General features: G+C 70.4%; 14 protein-coding genes. 1 reads left to right on the plus strand and 13 read right to left on the minus strand.

Features of this window, described 5'->3' with window-relative positions; translation table 11 throughout:
* Nucleotides 1-29 precede the first annotated feature (29 nt).
* The 13 genes from ABZ193_RS09400 to ABZ193_RS09460 form a co-directional block, all read right to left on the minus strand.
* Complete coding sequence (locus tag ABZ193_RS09400; protein ID WP_354709523.1) at nt 30-548, minus strand: DUF3558 domain-containing protein; 519 nt, start codon at nt 546-548, stop codon at nt 30-32.
* Nucleotides 545-988 carry a hypothetical protein gene (locus tag ABZ193_RS09405; protein ID WP_020416341.1) on the minus strand — a complete coding sequence of 148 codons (444 nt, stop codon included), beginning with the start codon at nt 986-988 and terminating at the stop codon, nt 545-547. The genes ABZ193_RS09400 and ABZ193_RS09405 overlap by 4 nt, the downstream gene beginning before the upstream one ends.
* 56 nt (nt 989-1044) lie before the next feature.
* Nucleotides 1045-3000, minus strand: coding sequence for an ABC transporter ATP-binding protein (locus ABZ193_RS09410; protein WP_354709565.1), 1956 nt, complete (start codon nt 2998-3000; stop codon nt 1045-1047).
* Complete coding sequence (locus ABZ193_RS09415; RefSeq protein ID WP_237337528.1) at nt 3000-3548, minus strand: TetR/AcrR family transcriptional regulator; 549 nt, start codon at nt 3546-3548, stop codon at nt 3000-3002. Before ABZ193_RS09415 ends, ABZ193_RS09410 begins: the two co-directional genes overlap by 1 nt.
* Before the next feature lie 113 nt (nt 3549-3661).
* Nucleotides 3662-4987 carry a dihydrolipoamide acetyltransferase family protein gene (locus tag ABZ193_RS09420; RefSeq protein ID WP_354709524.1) on the minus strand — a complete coding sequence of 442 codons (1326 nt, stop codon included), beginning with the start codon at nt 4985-4987 and terminating at the stop codon, nt 3662-3664.
* A gap of 6 nt (nt 4988-4993) precedes the next feature.
* Nucleotides 4994-6022, minus strand: coding sequence for an alpha-ketoacid dehydrogenase subunit beta (locus tag ABZ193_RS09425; RefSeq protein ID WP_354709525.1), 1029 nt, complete (start codon nt 6020-6022; stop codon nt 4994-4996).
* A complete protein-coding gene (pdhA, locus tag ABZ193_RS09430) occupies nt 6022-7230 on the minus strand; it encodes a pyruvate dehydrogenase (acetyl-transferring) E1 component subunit alpha (protein ID WP_237337467.1) in 1209 nt (402 codons plus the stop codon). The genes ABZ193_RS09425 and pdhA overlap by 1 nt, the downstream gene beginning before the upstream one ends.
* 357 nt (nt 7231-7587) lie before the next feature.
* Nucleotides 7588-8862 (minus strand): ABC transporter substrate-binding protein, encoded by a 1275-nt coding sequence (locus ABZ193_RS09435; RefSeq protein WP_354709527.1) that lies wholly within the window; start codon nt 8860-8862, stop codon nt 7588-7590.
* Nucleotides 8863-9071: 209 nt separating this feature from the next.
* Nucleotides 9072-10169, minus strand: a complete 1098-nt coding sequence (locus ABZ193_RS09440) for a branched-chain amino acid ABC transporter permease (RefSeq protein ID WP_020416348.1) — start codon at nt 10167-10169, stop codon at nt 9072-9074.
* Nucleotides 10169-11065 carry a branched-chain amino acid ABC transporter permease gene (locus tag ABZ193_RS09445; protein WP_020416349.1) on the minus strand — a complete coding sequence of 299 codons (897 nt, stop codon included), beginning with the start codon at nt 11063-11065 and terminating at the stop codon, nt 10169-10171. Before ABZ193_RS09445 ends, ABZ193_RS09440 begins: the two co-directional genes overlap by 1 nt.
* Nucleotides 11062-12873: an AMP-binding protein gene (locus ABZ193_RS09450; protein WP_354709528.1), complete on the minus strand. Its 1812-nt coding sequence runs from the start codon at nt 12871-12873 to the stop codon at nt 11062-11064. Before ABZ193_RS09450 ends, ABZ193_RS09445 begins: the two co-directional genes overlap by 4 nt.
* Nucleotides 12870-13694 (minus strand): ABC transporter ATP-binding protein, encoded by an 825-nt coding sequence (locus ABZ193_RS09455; protein ID WP_020416351.1) that lies wholly within the window; start codon nt 13692-13694, stop codon nt 12870-12872. The genes ABZ193_RS09450 and ABZ193_RS09455 overlap by 4 nt, the downstream gene beginning before the upstream one ends.
* The gene (locus ABZ193_RS09460) at nt 13682-14485 is read right to left on the minus strand and encodes an ABC transporter ATP-binding protein (protein WP_354709530.1); all 804 of its coding nucleotides are present in this window, start codon (nt 14483-14485) and stop codon (nt 13682-13684) included. Before ABZ193_RS09460 ends, ABZ193_RS09455 begins: the two co-directional genes overlap by 13 nt.
* A 142-nt stretch (nt 14486-14627) precedes the next feature.
* Here ABZ193_RS09460 and ABZ193_RS09465 point away from each other — a divergent pair, with 142 nt between their 5' ends.
* On the plus strand, nt 14628-16055 hold the full coding sequence (locus ABZ193_RS09465; protein ID WP_354709566.1) for a M20/M25/M40 family metallo-hydrolase: 1428 nt from the start codon (nt 14628-14630) through the stop codon (nt 16053-16055).
* The last annotated feature ends 314 nt before the right edge of the window (nt 16056-16369 follow it).

The following is a 16369-nucleotide window of genomic DNA, read 5'->3' on the forward strand; positions in this document are numbered from 1 at the left end:
TGGGTGCGGATGTGTCCGATCCGCCCTGCTTACCCCTCCGGCAGCAGCGGCTCCACCTTCTCGGCGAACGTCCGTGCGTCCGGGCACGCTCGAATGCCGTCGGCGGTATCGGACAGCGTGGCTATGACCAACACCCGTGCGTGCTCGGTCACCTCGAGTGCGATAGCGCAACCGCCGGTTGTGGTCTGCGCCTGCATCGCCCTTCGGCCGTTGATCGAGGAATTCACCACACCGGTGTTGGCCGTCGCGAATTCACTGAGTCCCTGTTCGGGATCCAGGGCCAACGCGAACGATCCCCAACCCGGCTTCACCGCGACGCACTGGTTCCGCGCGCTCTTGTTTTCCCCCGGGTTGAACCCCTGGCCTGCGTTGAGCTGATCCAGGAGCCGGCAAGCGTTCAGCCCGTTGAACACGTCCGCGCTCGCTGTCGGTGCGGTCGTGGGCGCGGGTGACGCTGTGCCGGCCACGGTGCTGGTGCATCCTGCCGCCGCGGCCGCGAAGCACACGAAGCCGGCCACAGCGTTGATGGTGCGGAACTTTGTGCTCACCGGGGTTCCTGGTCCTTGAAGGTGCTGAGAGTCTCGCTCACCGCGTCGTCGGCAACCTGGTACTTGCTGATCGCGATTTCGACCGCCTGCTGGAGGGTGGTCAGCAAGTCGACGGCAGCCGTGAAAACCTGGACGAGCGACTGGTCGTCCGAATCCATTGCGGTCAGGAAGTGGGCGGATGCCTTTTTGGCGTAGTCGTCGTTGCCGAATTTGGGCGCTTGCTGGAGCAGGTAGATCCTCGGCCGGATACCGTCCAGGCGTTCCTTCATCTGCTCGATGGCGCGGCGCAGGTGTGTGCCCGTCTCCTCGTCCACCGCCCACCGGCCGGCTTGCGCGTCCGCCAGCATGCGCTTCGCGTCGGTGTTCATCGTGTTCAGTTGTTGCTCGCCGCCGAAGACGTTGGCCACCTGGGTGGCCACGTCGCCGGAGTTGTCGCTCATGAGCCCTCCCTCGCTCGGCCAGCACGATATCGCCCGGGCTGCCCAGCTGCCAGCGACTACGCAGCCTCCTCCAGGTACGCCGCCGCTTGCAGGGTGAACAGTGACGCGTAGTCGCCGCCCTGGGACATCAGCTCCTCGTGCGTTCCTTCCTCCGCCAGGCGGCCCCGGTCGAGCAGCAGGATCTTCTCCGCCTGCCGCACCGTCGAGAACCGGTGCGAGATGTACAGCGTCGTCCGGCCCTCGGACAGCGCGCGCAGCCTCGCGAACAGGTCGTGCTCCGCCGCGGCGTCCAGCGCCGACGTCGGCTCGTCCAGGATCAGCACCGGCGCGTCCCGCATGAAGGCCCTCGCCAGCGCGATCTTCTGCCACTCCCCGCCGGACAGCGACACCCCCTGGTCGAACCACCGGCCCAGCGGGCTGTCGAAACCCCGCGGCAGCCGGGAAATCCGCGAAGCGACCCCGGCCCGCTCCGCCGCGTCCTCGATCCGCGGCCGGTCGTCCAGGGCGCCGAGCTGCCCGAGCCCGATGTTCTCCGCCGCCGTGCCCTGGTACGTCACGTAGTCCTGGAACATCGCCGAAATCCGGGACCGCAGCTCGTCCGGGTCGAACTCCCGCAGGTCCACCCCGTCCAGCAGGATCCGGCCCCCGGTCGGGTCGTACAGCCGGCACAACAGCTTGATCAGCGTCGACTTGCCCGCCCCGTTCCGCCCGACGACCGCCACCGTCTCCCCGGGCCGGATCTCGAACGACACGCCGTCCAGCGCCTTCTCCCCGGCGCCCGGGTAGCTGAACGACACGTTCTCGAACTCGATGTGCCCCCGCACCGGCTCGGGCAGCGGCTTCGCCACCGTGGGCGCCGTGATCCGCGGCGTGGTCCCCAGGAAGTCGTACAGCGTGTCCAGGTACAGGTTGTTCTCGTACATCCCGGAGAACCCGCTGAACAACCCCTGCACCGACGTCTGCACCGCCGCCGCGGCCGCCGTGTACAACGCCAGGTCCCCGATCGTCAGCCGCCCGGCCACCGCCTCCAGCGCGATGTACAGCGCGATCCCGGAACCGGCCAATGTGGACAACAGGCTCCACGCCGTCCCCACGAAGTTGCGCCGCGTCGTCAGCTTCCGCTCACGCGCGTAGTAGTTCTGCCCGAGCCGCCGGAACCGGTCCACCAGGTACGGCCCGAGCCCGAACAGCTTGGTCTCCTTGGCGTAGGTATCGGTCGTGACCAGCGAGTTCAGGTAGTCCATCCGCCGCCGGATCGGCGACATCCACAGCGACAGCACGAACGCCCGCGACCCGTACTTCGACTGCGAGATGAACGCGGGCACCGGCGCGAGCAGCGCGACGACCGCCAGCAGCGGGCTCACCGACACCAGCAGCACCACCATGCTGCCGAACGTGATCGCGGTGCGCCCCAGCCCCAGCGCCGAGGTCAGCATCGACACCGGCCGCTGCGGCGCCTCCTGCGACGCCTGCCGCAGCTGGTCGTAGGACTCCGAATCCTCGAAGAACTGCAGGTCCAGCCTGCTCGCGTGGTCCATCACGCGGTGCCGGATGGTCAGCGTCATCCGCTCCTGCAGCAGCTGCTGCGCCGCGTTCGTCAGCGCCGTGCTGATCGCGGTCATCGTGAACACGCCGAACTCCAGCGCGGCCAGCTCGACGATCCGCGTGGTCGTCCCGTGCCCCTGCACCGCCGCGACCACCGCGTCCAGCAGCAGCTTCGCCACGTACGCGGTCAGCGTCGGCATCAAGCCGCTCACCACAGTGGACAGTGCGATCAGGACGGTGGTGAGCGGGCTCGCCTGCCACGCCAGCCGGAACACCCGCGGCAACCCGCGCACCGTCCCGCTCGTCGCCTGCCGCAGCCGGGCCAGCCGGGACCGCAGGTCCTTCGGCTCGTCCGCCCGCGCCGGGTCCGGGATGTCGACCGGGCCGGTCAGGCCGCTCTCCGCGACCGAACTGCTGCGCCGCCGCATCTGCCGCCGCAAGCTGATCGACGGGCCCCCACCGTGCATCACGCCGCCACCGCCCCGTGCAGGAACACGTCGATCAGCTCCGCCGTGGCGAGCCCGCCCTGGTCGTCGCGGCGGCGGGCGAGCAGCAGCGACAGGAAGATCGCCGCCAGCTTGTCCGCGGGCAGCCGCAACGCGTCCTCGTCGGTGAACAGATCGGCGAGCGACTCGCGCATCGCGCGGAACGACTCGCCCCGCCTGCCCTGCTTGAACTCGCCGCGCTTGAGCCTGCCGGAGGAGTGCAACGCGCCCATCAGCGCGCCCATCCGCTCCAGGTGGGCCGACAACGCCTCCGCGGCTTCGGTGAGGCGGTCCGCCAGCGGCTGGTCGAGCGGGATTTCGGCGATCACCGCCAGCGCGCTGTCCGGTTTGAGCGCCTCGGCGACGCACGCGTCGAGCAGTTCGTCCTTGTCCTTGAAGGCGCGGAAGATCGTGCCCTCGCCGATCCCGGCGGCGCGCGCGATCTGGGCGGTCGTCACGGCGGCGCCGTGCTCGACGACCAGCGGCAGCACGGCCTGCACGATCATCCGGCGCCGGTCTTCGGCGCTCATGCCGGGCGCGCGCCGGCGGGGAGGAGCGGTCATGGCACCAGTGTGCGGAGTGAGCGCTCACTCCGTCAAGCGGGTAACGGAACGGGGCCGCGCCGGAACGCGGCCCCGAACCGTCAGTACGTGATCGCCATGGCCGGATCGGCCAGCAGCGCGCCGACGTCGGCGAGGAACTGCGAGCCCTGCTGCCCGTCGACCAGCCGGTGGTCGAAGCTCAGCGACAGCTGCAGCACCTTCCGCACGGCGAGCTGCCCGTCCACCACCCACGGCGCGTCCTTGATCGCGCCGAAGGCCAGGATCGCGGCCTCGCCCGGGTTGATGATCGGCGTGCCGGTGTCGACCCCGAACACCCCGACGTTGGTGATGGTGATCGTCCCGTTGACCATGTCCGCGGGCGGGGTCTTGCCCTCGCGCGCGGTCGTGGTCAGCTGGTCCACCGCCCGCGCCAGCTCGGGCAGCGACATCGCGTCCGCGTCCCGGATCTTCGGCACCACGAGCCCGCGGGGCGTCGCCGCGGCGATGCCCAGGTGCACGTAGTCCTTGTAGACGATCTCGCCGGCCGCCTCGTCCCAGGTGGCGTTGACGTCCGGCGTCCGCTTCACGGCCATGCACACGGCCTTGGCCGCGAAGGCCAGCGGGGTCAGCTTCACCCCGGCGAAGTCCGGGTGCTTCTTCAGCCGCTCGCGCAGTTCCATCATCGGCGTGACGTCGATGGTCAGGAACTCGGTGACGTGCGGCGCGGTGAACGCGCTGGACACCATCGCCTGCGCGGTCGCCTTCCGGACGCCCTTGACCGGCACCCGCCGCTCACGCGAGCCGGTCACCGTCTGAGGCGCGGCGGGAGCAGCCGGACGGGCCGCCCGCTCGACGTCCTCGCGCGTGATGATCCCGCCGTCCGCCGACCCGGTCAGGGTCGACAGGTCGACACCGAGGTCCTTGGCGAGCTTGCGCACCGGCGGCTTCGCCAGCGGCACGTAGCCACCCCGCGCCGCCGCGGGAGCCGGCGCTGGAGCAGCCGGAGCGGCAGGCGGTGCGGCAGGCGGCGCGGCGGACGGAGCGGCCCGGCGCGGCCGGCGCCGCGCCTCGGTCGTCTTCGAGCCGTAGCCGACCAGCGGCTTCATCTCCTCCTCGGCCGCGGCAGGCGCCGGCGCGGACGAGCCGTTCACCGCCTGTGCCGGAGCCGTGGACGACCCGGCCGGGTCGACGTCGACGGTCAGCAGCGGCGCCCCGACCTCGACGGTCGCGCCGGGCTCGGCCAGGACCTCGGTGATCACACCGGCCCACGGGATGGGCAGCTCGACGGCGGCCTTCGCGGTCTCCACCTCGACGACGATCTGGTTGACCGTCACCTCGTCGCCGGGCTGCACCCGGACGTTCAGGATCTCGGCTTCGGTCAGGCCTTCGGCGGTGTCGGCGAGCAGGAACTGCTTGTACTCGGGCACCCCGCCTCACCAGCCCATCGCGCGGTCGACGGTGTGCAGCACCCGGTCCAGGTCGGGGAGGAAGTGCTCCTCGAGCTTGGACGGCGGGTACGGGGTGTCGAACCCGGTGGCCCGCAGCACCGGCGCCTCCAGCGAGTAGAAGCACTCCTGCTGCACGCGCGCGGCGATCTCCGAGGTGATCGACGATTCCGACGACGCCTCGCTGACCGCGACCAGACGCCCGGTGCGGCGCACCGACTCGAACACCGGCGCGAGGTCGAGCGGCGAGATCGTGCGCAGGTCGATGACCTCCAGCGACCGGCCCTCTTCCGCCGCGGCCTCGGCAGCATCCAGGCACACCTTGACCGACGGCCCGTAGGCGACCAGCGTGCAGTCGGTGCCCTGGCGCACCACCCGCGAGGCGAACAGCGGCCCCGGCGGCGTGTTGGTGTCCACTTCGGACTTGAGCTGCCCGTTGTGGTAGAGCCGCTTCGGCTCGAAGAACAGCACCGGGTCGTCGCAGTCGATGGCCTGCTGGATCATCCAGTACGCGTCGGCCGGGTTGGAGCACGACACGACCTTCAGCCCGGGAATGTGCGCGAACAGCGACTCCGGCGACTCGGAGTGGTGCTCGACCGCGCCGATCCCGCCGCCGAAGGGCACCCGCACGACCACCGGGACCTTGACCTTGCCCTGCGTGCGGTAGTGCAGCTTCGCCAGCTGCGAAGAGATCTGGTCGAAGCCGGGGAAGATGAAGCCCTCGAACTGGATCTCACACACCGGCCGGAACCCGCGCACGGCGAGGCCGACCGCGGTGCCGATGATGCCGGACTCGGCCAGCGGCGTGTCCAGTACGCGCTGCTCGCCGAAGTCCTTCTGCAGCCCGTCGGTGATGCGGAAGACGCCGCCGAGCTTGCCGACGTCCTCACCGAGGACGATGACCTTGTCGTCGGCCTCCATCGCGGCGCGCAGGCCCAGGTTCAGGGCCTTGCCGATGGTCAGCTTCTGCACCGCGGGCACGGCACCGTCCACAGGGGACTTGACGGGGGCGGCCATCAGCGCTCACCCGCTTCCACGAAACCGGCGAGGTAGGAGAGGTACTCGTCGCGCTGCGCGTCGAGCACGGGCGACGGTTCGGCGTACACGTTGGCGAACACGCGTTCCGGCGGCGGTTCGGGCATGTTGAAGCAGAACTCGCGCAGGTCCGCGGCGAACGCGTCGGCCTCGGCCTGGATCTGCTCGAACCACGCCTGGTCGGCGAACCCGCTGCGCGCCAGGTGCACGCGCACGCGCTCGATGGGGTCCTTGTGCTTCCACACCTCGAGCTCGTCGGAGAGCCGGTAGCGGGTCGGGTCGTCGGTGGTGGTGTGCGCGTCCATCCGGTAGGTGAACGCCTCGATCAGCACCGGGCCGTTGCCGTGGCGGCACTCTTCGAGCGCCCACCGGGTCACCGCGAGGCAGGCCAGCACGTCGTTGCCGTCGACGCGGATGCCGGGGAACCCGTACCCGCGGGCGCGCTGGTACAGCGGCAGGCGCGACTGGCGCTCGGTCGGCTCGGAGATCGCCCACTGGTTGTTCTGGCAGAAGAACACCAGCGGCGCGTCATACACCGCGGCCCACACGAAGCCCTCGTGCACGTCGCCCTGCGAGGTGGCGCCGTCGCCGAAGTAGACGATGGTCGCCTCGCCGTCGTCGTCGCCGACCTTGCCCTCGAACTTCTGGCCCATCGCGTATCCGGCGGCGTTGAGGACCTGGTTGCCGATCACGATGGTGTACGGGTGGAAGCCGTGGGCCTGGAAGTCCCAGCCACCGTGGTCGGTGCACCGGAAGATGCCCAGCAGTTCCTTGAAGTCGACGCCGCGGGTGTAGGCCACGCCGTGTTCCCGGTAGCTGGGGAAGGCCATGTCCTGCGGCTTGAGCGCGCGGCCGGAGCCGACCTGCGCGGCTTCCTGGCCGAGCAGCGGGACCCAGATGCCGAGCTGGCCCTGGCGCTGCATGGCGTTGGCTTCCCGGTCGGCCCGGCGGACCAGCACCATGTCGCGGTAGAGCCCGCGCAGCGCTTCCGGGTCGACGTCGGAGATGTAGCGGTCGAACTGCGGCGAAGCGATCCGCTCGCCTTCGGGGGTGAGCAGCTGAGTCACCTCAGCGCCACCAGCGTCCGTGTTTCGCAAACCGGCGATCACCTGCTCCCGCGATGGTTGTGCGGCCTGTGCGGCCGGTCCTTCGCCGGGCTCCGGGTGCGTCCACTGTTCGGGGGACGGCATGCGCGTTCTCCTCGGTGTCCTGCCACGAGGCCGCTTGTGGCGGCCGCTGATGGCTGACCGGCGGCCACCGACGTTTCGGATCCGAAGCGCTCGGCAGCCGTCGGCCGTGACGGCTTACGGGGAACATCCTGACACGAACCAGCCCCGCGAGTGCAGGTCCGCGCCTGATTTGTTGCTGTGGAAGTCCGCCCTGAGCTGGGCAAACGCTCGGAAGCCCGACCGACGACCCACCGATAGTCGGCCCTGGAGGCGCGCGCTCACCTGCCCGGAAGTGACGGACGGGCCACCTCCGTCGCGGAGAGCGCTCGGGAGGTGGCCCGTCTCGGTGGTGCTGGTGACCTGCGTCACGCCACCCGGTTACAGGTTGGCCTTGGTGAACTGGTACTGCTGTGCCGCCTGTGAACTGAAGTTGTACTTGAGGGTGGCGAGCCCGAACGGCTTCGACGGGTCGACCTTGAACAGCGTGCTCGACCGCGGCGGGTTGCGGGTGTCGGCCGGGCCGTACTTGTAGTCGCCGGTCAGGCCGTCGAAGGACACCGTGCCCAGCTCGCTGGACGCCTTGAGGATGCCGTCGCGGGACAGGTCGCCCAGCTCGACGGCCTTTTCCAGCACGGCGGTCATCGCGCGGGCCTGGTTGTAGCCGAACGCGAAGTAGTAGTCCGGCTCCTGCTGCGGCGCGAACTGGTTCTTCCGGTTGACCATGTCGGCCATGCCGGGCACGGAGTTGTCGCCCCACTCGGTGCCCTCGGCGACGATCGTGACGTACTGCTGCAGGTACGGCGCTATCGCGGACTTGGCGAACGCCGACGTGTAGCTCGGCGACTGCCCGTACCACTTCGGCGCGAACCGGGCCTGCGCCGCGGTGCCCCAGATCTTGGCCGCGTCCGTCGGGGTCGCGGTCAGGAACACCATCTGGCAGCCGGCGCCGGCGAGCGCGCCGATCTGCCCGGCGTAGTTCTCCGTGCCCGACTTGAAGCGCTGCGTGTTCGCCACGGTGAAGCCGTAGCTCTTCGCCGCGAAGTCGATCCCGGCCTGGCCCGCCTCGCCGTAGACGTCGTCCTGGACCATCGTGCAGATCCTGGAGTCCTTGGTGCCGCCGCCCTCGGTGAGGTAGTGGTCCATGGCGTTGATCGACTGCACCTGGTACGGGCCGCCGACCGGCAGCAGGTTCTCCTCGCGCACCCACAGCGCGTCCAGCGAAGCGGGCGCGGCGAGCATCTTGTCCGCGCGCAGCTGCGGCAGCACGGCCAGCGTCGACGGCGTGCCCAGCAGCTGGGTGAACGCGACGACGTCGCCCTTGACCTTGTTGTACTGCTGCACCGCCACTTCCGGCCGGTACTGGGTGTCCTCCTGGACCAGCTCGACCTTGTACTTGCCCGCGATGCCGCCGCGGGCGTTGAGCGCGTCGAACCAGACCTTGTTGCCCGAGGTCAGCGGCTGCCCGATGACCGCGACCGGCCCGGACAGCGGGGACAGCACGCCGAGCTTGATCGTGGTGCCGTCGAAGCCGGTGGTGGCGCCGGGGTTGCCGGCCTGCCCGCCGCCACCGCCTTCGTCGTCGCCCGCGCCGCCGCACGCGGCGAGCACGAGCGTCGCCGCGGCCAGTGCCGCCGCGATCCGCGTTATCTTCATGGACGCCTCCTCGACTGGGTTCTGTTTGATAAGCGGCGGAGCCGCTTGCGGTGGGCCGCCCGCCGGCACCGCCGCGGGTTCTGAGGTGGTTCCTGGCGAGGACAGCGCCGACGTGGTGACCTGGCGGTCATGAGGAGGCGATCCCACAGCCAGGGGCCGCCTCAGGTTCCGCCACCCGCACCGCCACGCAAGCCACTTCGACAGCCTCTCTAGTAGGAAAACGGCCAGGCCTTGAAGTAGGTCTTGACGCGCAGCCAGATGCCCGCGAGCCCGCGTGGTTCGAGCACCAGGAACAGCACGATCAGCAACCCGAAGATGGCCTGGTTGAGGGCGAACACACTGATGAACCCCGAATCGCCCACGCTCGTCTGGACGCCGGGAATGACGTCGCTGTAGCGGTCGATCAACGCGGGCAGCGCGCCGACGAACAGCGCCCCGAGCACCGATCCGAAGATCGTGCCGAGACCGCCGACGATGATCACCGCGATGTACTGGATGGACAGCAGCAGGTTCCACTCGTCGGGGCTGACGAACTGCTGGTAGGACCCGAACAGCGCGCCCGCGACGGACGCGATCGCGCTGGAGATCATGAACGCGCCGATCTTGTACCGGCCCGCCCGCACGCCGATCACCTCGGCGGCCTGGTCGCGGTCCCGCACCGCCTGCAGCGCGCGGCCGGGGCGGGTGCGGGCCAGGTTCTTCACCAGCAGCGCGACCAGCCCGACCAGCGCCCAGACCAGCCAGAACCAGCCCTGGTTGCGCGAGTAGCTCTCGCCGAAGATCGACAGGTCGGCGAAGTTCACCGGCCCGATCGCGACGTCGGCGTTGACCGAGGTGCCGGAGTTGCCGCCGGTGAAGTCGTCGAGGTTGCGCCACAGGTGCTCGCCGACGAACACCAGCCCGAGCGTGACGATCGCCAGGTAGTGGCCGCGCAGCCGCAGCGTGAACGGCCCGATCAGCCCGCCCAGCAACGCGCCGATCCCGGCGGCCGCGAGCAGCCACAGCGGGAACGGCAGGCCGAAGTCGCCGCCGACCTTGGCCGTCACGTACGCGCCCGCGCCGATGAAGAACGCGTGCCCGAGCGAGATCTGCCCGCAGTAGCCGGTGAGCAGGTTGAGGCCGATCGCGCCGACCGCGGTGATGCCGGCGTAGATCAGCACGGACAGCCAGAAGTCGTCCTGCAGCACCGTCGGCAGCACCAGGAACGCCGCGATCATCAGCGCCAGCCCGAACTTCGACATCGGCGAGCCGAACAGGCGCAGGTCCTGGGCGTAGTCCCGGACGAGGTTGCGGTGCGGCTTGGGCATCAGATCCTCCGTACGTCCTTGGTTCCCAGCAGGCCGTACGGCCGGATCAGCAGGATCACGATCATCAGCAGGTAGGGCACGATGATCGACACGTTGTCGCCCGCCCAGGAGAACAGCTGGTCCTGGTAGCCGCGGGTGAGCGCCTCGGCGAGCCCGATCACGATGCCGCCGAGCACCGCGCCCGCGGGCGAGTCGAGGCCGCCGAGGATCATCGCCGGGAACGCCGCGAGCGCGATGAACCCGATCGACGGGGACAGCCCGCCCGGCCCGGCCGCCATGGTGATCCCGGCGAGCGCGGCCAGCGCCGACGCGATGGCCCACGAGACCGCGTACACCCGGCGTGCGCTGATCCCCTGCGCCAGCGCCGCTTCCGGGTCGAACGCGGTGGCCCGCATCGCCAGGCCGAGCGAGGTGAAGCGGAAGAACAGGAAGAACCCGACGACGACCGCCGCGGTCAGCCCGATCGTCCACAGGTCCCGCACGCCGAAGACGATCCCGCCCGCTTCGACGGTCTGGATGTTCCACGGGTTCTCGACCTGCAGGTTGTCGAAGCCCCAGATCGCCGTGATCAGCGGCTCCAGCACGAACAGCAGGCCGATGGTGATCATGATGACCGCGAACGGGGGCTGCCCGACCATGCGCCGCAGCACGATCCGCTCGAACCCGGCGCCCACCAGGGCCGCCGACGCGCACGCCAGCAGGATCGCCACGCCGAAGGCGATCGCCAGGTTGTTGGCGAAGGTGAAGCCGAGGTAGGCGCCGAGCGCGAGCAGCCCGCCCTGCGCGAAGTTGATCACGCCGGTCGACTTGTAGATGACCACGAAACCCAGCGCCACCAGGGCGTAGGTGGACCCGAGGGCGAGTCCGGCGAAGCAGTTCTGCAGGAACGTCGTCACCGGTACATCGCCTCGATCTCGTGCTCGAACCGCAGCTCGATGGCCCGTCGCTTGACCTTCTGCGTCGCGGTCAGCTCGCCGGCCTCGTGGTCGAGTTCCTTGCCGATCAACGAGAACCGCTTGATCTGCTCGACCTGCGAGAACTCCCGGTTGGTCTCGTCGACCACCTGCTGGATCAGCGCCACCACCTCGGGTTTGGCCGACAGGTCGGCGTAGGTCGTGTACGCGAGGCCGCGGCGGGTCGCCCAGTTGCCGACCGTCTCCGCCTCGATCCCGATCAACGCGGTGAGGTACTTGCGGCGGTCCCCGATCACGATCGCCTCGCGCACGAACGGCGAGACCTTCAGCCGGTTCTCGATCTCCGACGGCGAGATGTTCTTGCCGCCCGCGGTGATGATGATGTCCTTCTTGCGGTCGGTGATTCGCAGGAACCCGTCGGCGTCGATCTCGCCGACGTCGCCGGTGTGCAGCCAGCCGTCCGCGTCCACCGCCGCCGCGGTGGCCTCCGGGTTGCGGAAGTAGCCCTGGAACACCCCGGCCGAGCGGGTGAGGATCTCGCCGTCCTCGGCGATGCGGACCTCCACGCCGGGCAGCGGTCTGCCGACCGCGCCGAGCCGCACGTCGCCGTCCGGGGTGAGCGTGGCCAGTGCGGTGTTCTCGGTCTGGCCGTAGCCCTCGCGCACCGGAACCCCGATGGCCCACAGGTATTCCAGCACCTGCGGCGCGATCGGCGCGGCGCCGGACAACGCGGTGCGGACCCGGACCAGTCCGAGTTTCTCCCGCAGGGCGCGGAAAACGAGGAACTCCGCGAGCCACAGCCGGAACCGGTCGCCCGCGGACAGCCGCCCGGTCATGCGGCGGGGCGCGATCCGGCGGCCCTGCTTGAGCCAGAACCGGTAGAGACCGCGCTTGAGCCGCGAGGCGTCGGCCATCCGGATTTCGGTGCCCGCCAGCATCTTCTCCCACACTCGCGGCACGCCGAGGAACACCGTCGGCTGCACGTCGCGCAGGTCGTTGAGGAAGGACGGGCCGCCCTCGCCGAAGTTGACCACCGAACCGGCCCACACCGAGTCGATCACCGAGGTCAGCCGCTCGGCGATGTGGCACAGCGGCAGGTAGGGCAGCACCTCGTCGTCCGGGCCGCCGCCGAGCGCGTCGATGAAGGTGCGCCCGGCCGCGACGAGGTTGGCGTGCGAGATCATCGCGCCCTTGGGCGGTCCGGTGGTGCCGGAGGTGTAGACGAGGATGGCGGTGGCGTCCGGGTCGAGCCGGGACACCGACTCCTGGTAGTCGCGCAACGCGTTGTCCCGCGGGCGTTCCAGCTGCTCGAACGTCATCAGGTCGGGCAGCGCCTCCACGCGCACCCCGCGCGGGTCCATCACCACCAGGCGCCGCAGGTCGGGCAGTCTGCCGCGCACCGCGAGCGCCTTGTCCAGCTGCTCCTCGTCCTCGGCGATCAGCACCTTCGCGCCGGAGTGCGACAGCAGGTACTCGACCTCGGTCTCCGGGGATGTCGGGTAGACGCCCATGCTGATCGCGCCGATGCCCTGCACGGCCAGGTCGGCGACCACCCACTCCGGCCGGTTCTCGGCGTGGATCGCCACCCGGTCGCCCGGCTCGACGCCGAGTTCGCGCAGGCCGGCGGCGACGTTGGCGACCCGCTCGGCGTAGGCGGACCAGGTCCACTCGCGCCAGCGGCCGCGGTGCTTCTCCCGCATCGCGGTCTTGTCGTCCAGCGTGCGGGCGTGTTCCAGCAGGCGCGCGGGCAGCGTCCGCACGTCCGGGGGAGCGGCCAGTGCCGTGCTCATCGCGCACCGCCCAGGTAGGCCTCGATGACAGCGGGGTGGTTCTGGATCTCCGACGGCTTGCCGGTGGCGATCGCGACGCCGAAGTCCAGCGCGAGCACCCGGTCGGCGAGGTCCATGACCAGGCGCATGTCGTGCTCGACGAGGATCATCGCCAGGCCCAGCTCCCGCCGGACCTCGACCAGGTAGCGCGCGGTGTCCTCGGTCTCCTCCAGGTTCATGCCGGCGACCGGCTCGTCGAGCAGCAGCAGCGACGGTTCCATCGCCAGCGCGCGGCCCAGCTCGGCGCGTTTCGCGACGCCGTAGGGGAGCATCCCGGCGGGCATCCGGCGGTACGGCTCGAGTTCGAGCAGTTCGACGATCTCCTCGACGGCCGCGCGGTGCCGGACCTCCTCCCGCTTCGCGCGGCCCCACCAGAGCATCCCGGTGCCGAACCCGGTGCGCATCAGGTGGTGGCGGCCGAGCATCAGGTTCTCGATGAGCGTGAGGTGCTCGAACAGGCCGAGGTTCTGGAACGTGCGCGCGACGCCCATCGCGGCGATCGCGGCCGGCGCGCGGCCGACCAGCCGTTGGCCGTCGAGCGTGATGCTGCCCTCCTGCGGTCGGTAGACCCCGTTGAGGCAGTTGAAGATCGACGTCTTGCCCGCGCCGTTCGGGCCGATCACGGCGAACAGCTCGCCGCGGCCGACCTCGAAGCTGACGCCGTCCAGCGCCGTGACCCCGCCGAACCGCAGTGTCAGGTCGCGGACTTCGAGGATCGGTCGATCGGTGTCGGCTTCGTCCTCCCGGGCGGGTGCGGGGTCGCTGGTGGTCACGCGCTCCATCGCTTCTTCCTCCGGTAGCTCTTGACTTCGGCGAAGCTGCGCCGCTCCTCGTGCTGGGCGGCGCCGAGGTAGAACTCGCGGATGTCCTCGTCGGCGAGGAGTTCGGCGGCGGGGCCGTCCTTGACGACCTTCCCGGTTTCGACGACGTAGCCGGACCCGGCGATCGACAGCGCCATCACGGCGTTCTGCTCGACCAGCAGGACGCTGGTGCCCTGGCCGTTGATCTCGACGATGATGTCCCGCACCTGCTCGACCAGCTTGGGCGCGAGACCGAGCGAGGGCTCGTCGAGCAGCAGGAGCTTCGGCGACGCCATGAGCGCGCGGCCGATCGCGAGCATCTGCTGCTCGCCGCCGGAGAGGTACCCGGCGATCGAGCGGCGGCGCTCTTTCAGTACCGGGAACAGGTCCATCACCCGGGCGTAGGACTCGCGGACCTCGGTGCGGGCGCGGCGGGTGTAGGCGCCGGTGCGCAGGTTCTCGTCGACGGTGATCTCGGCGAAGATCCGCCTGCCCTCCATCACCTGCGCGATGCCCTTGCGCACCACGACGGCTGGGTCGGCGCCGGTGATGTCCTCGTCGCGGAAGCGGACCGTGCCCTTGGTGATCTTGCCGCGGTGCGGCACGAGCAGGCCGGTGATCGCCCGCAGCAGGGTCGTCTTGCCCGCTCCGTTCGCGCCCAGCAGCGTGACGATCGCGCCGTCGGGGACCTCCAGGCTGAGGCCCCGGAGGACCAGCACCACGTCGTCGTACACCACTTCGAGGTTGTTCACCGCCAGCACGGGTGGTGACAAGGCGTGCCCTCCGTTCCTCGTCGAACCGGGCGTTTTGTCCCCAATGTGGGTGATTGAGATCACATTGAATACGGAAGGTGGCTAGCGGTCACGGGTGGAGGCCAATGCGGAGCCGAACTGTGACCTGGCGATGGCTGGCAGAATGGCCCGGGTGGAGCAGACGACCGTGCGTGAAACCGTGCAGCGCCTCTGGGACGGCGAGGTGCTGACGAGCCTGTCCGGCCTGGTGGAGATCCCCGCCCTGTCGCAGGCCTTCGACCCCGACTGGGCCGCCAACGGGCACCTCGACGCCGCGGTGCGGCACGTGCAGAACTGGATCGCCGGGCGCGGTCTGCCCGGCGCGACGCTCGACGTGGTGCGGCTCGACGGATGCAGCCCGGTGCTGCTCGTCGACGTCCCGGCGACGTCCGGCGCGGAGGACCGCGGCACCGTGCTGCTCTACGGCCACCTCGACAAGCAGCCCCCGGTCGGCGGCTGGGCGGAGGGGCTCGGCCCGTGGACCCCGGTGGTCCGCGACGGCAGGCTGTACGGCCGCGGCTCGGCGGACGACGGGTACGCCGGCTACGCGGCGACGGCCGCGCTGGAAGCCGTGCACGCGGCAGGCGGCGCCCACGCGCGATCGGTGATCCTGCTGGAAACCGGCGAGGAGTCGGGCAGCCCCGACCTGCCGCGGTACCTGGAGCACCTGTCCGAGCGGCTGGGCCGCGTGAGTTTCGTGGTGTGCCTGGACTCCGGCGGCAACGACTACGAGCGGCTGTGGCTGACGACGAGCCTGCGCGGGATGACGCAGGTGCATGTCACGGTGCGGGTGCTCCAGGCGGCGGCGCACTCCGGGCTCGCCAGCGGCGTGGTGCCGAGCTCGTTCCGGGTGCTGCGGCAGCTGCTGGACCGCATCGAGGACGCCGAGACGGGCGAGATCAAGCTGGCGGAGCTGAACGTCGACATCCCGGCGAACCGGCGTGAGGAGGCGGCCGCGACGGTCGCGGTGGCCCCCGGCGCGATCAGTGGTTCGTTCCCGCTGATGCCCGGGATGCGCCCGGTGTCGGACGACGAGCTGGAGCTGCTGCTGAACCAGTCGTGGCGGCCCACGCTGTCGGTGATCGGCGCCGAGGGCTTCCCGGAGCCGGCGAACGCGGGCAACGTCCTGCGCGACCACACGACGCTGGCGCTGAGCTTCCGCCTCCCGCCGACGGCCGACGCGGCGGCGGCGCTGAACGCGGTGGAGAAGGCGCTGACCACGGACGTGCCCTACGGCGCGGTGGTCGAACTGTCCGGTTTGGAGTCCGCGAACGGCTGGAACGCGCCCGACCCGTCGCCGTGGCTGGCTTCGGCGCTGGAGCGGGTCAGCGACGAGGTCTTCGGGGCGCCGTGGCGCAGCGTCGGGCTCGGCGGGTCGATCCCGTTCATGGGCCTGCTGGGCGAGAAGTACCCGGAGGCGCAGTTCCTGGTCACGGGCGCGCTGGGCCCCGACTCGAACGCCCACGTCCCCGACGAGTGGCTGCACCTGGCCCAGGCGAAGCGGCTCACCGAGGCGGTGGCGCACATGCTGGACGCCCACGCCCGCGGCTGATCGCGACCCCGGCGCCGACCACCAGCAGGGACGACTGCTGGTCCGGCGCCGGGAGCCGCCCACCCGACAGCCCCCCAGTCCCCGAGGACGAACACGCTGCCGGCGGGCGCCGCGGTGAAGCGGTAAGTGGGTCCGTCGCGCAGCAGGCCACGGTGCGAGCCGTCGGCCCGCCACTCGCTTGATGAACAGCAGCGGCCGCCACCGTGACGACGTTGGCACCGCGGTTTCGGCCACAGTCTGCCTGTGCTCCGGGCCACGCAGGGTCACCCCCGTGTTACCGACTGGTTACCGGGTAGACCCGAAATGCGGCCGTA

Source organism: Amycolatopsis sp. NPDC006125 (genome assembly GCF_040614195.1).
GTDB classification, from domain to species: Bacteria; Actinomycetota; Actinomycetes; order Mycobacteriales; family Pseudonocardiaceae; genus Amycolatopsis_E; species Amycolatopsis_E tucumanensis.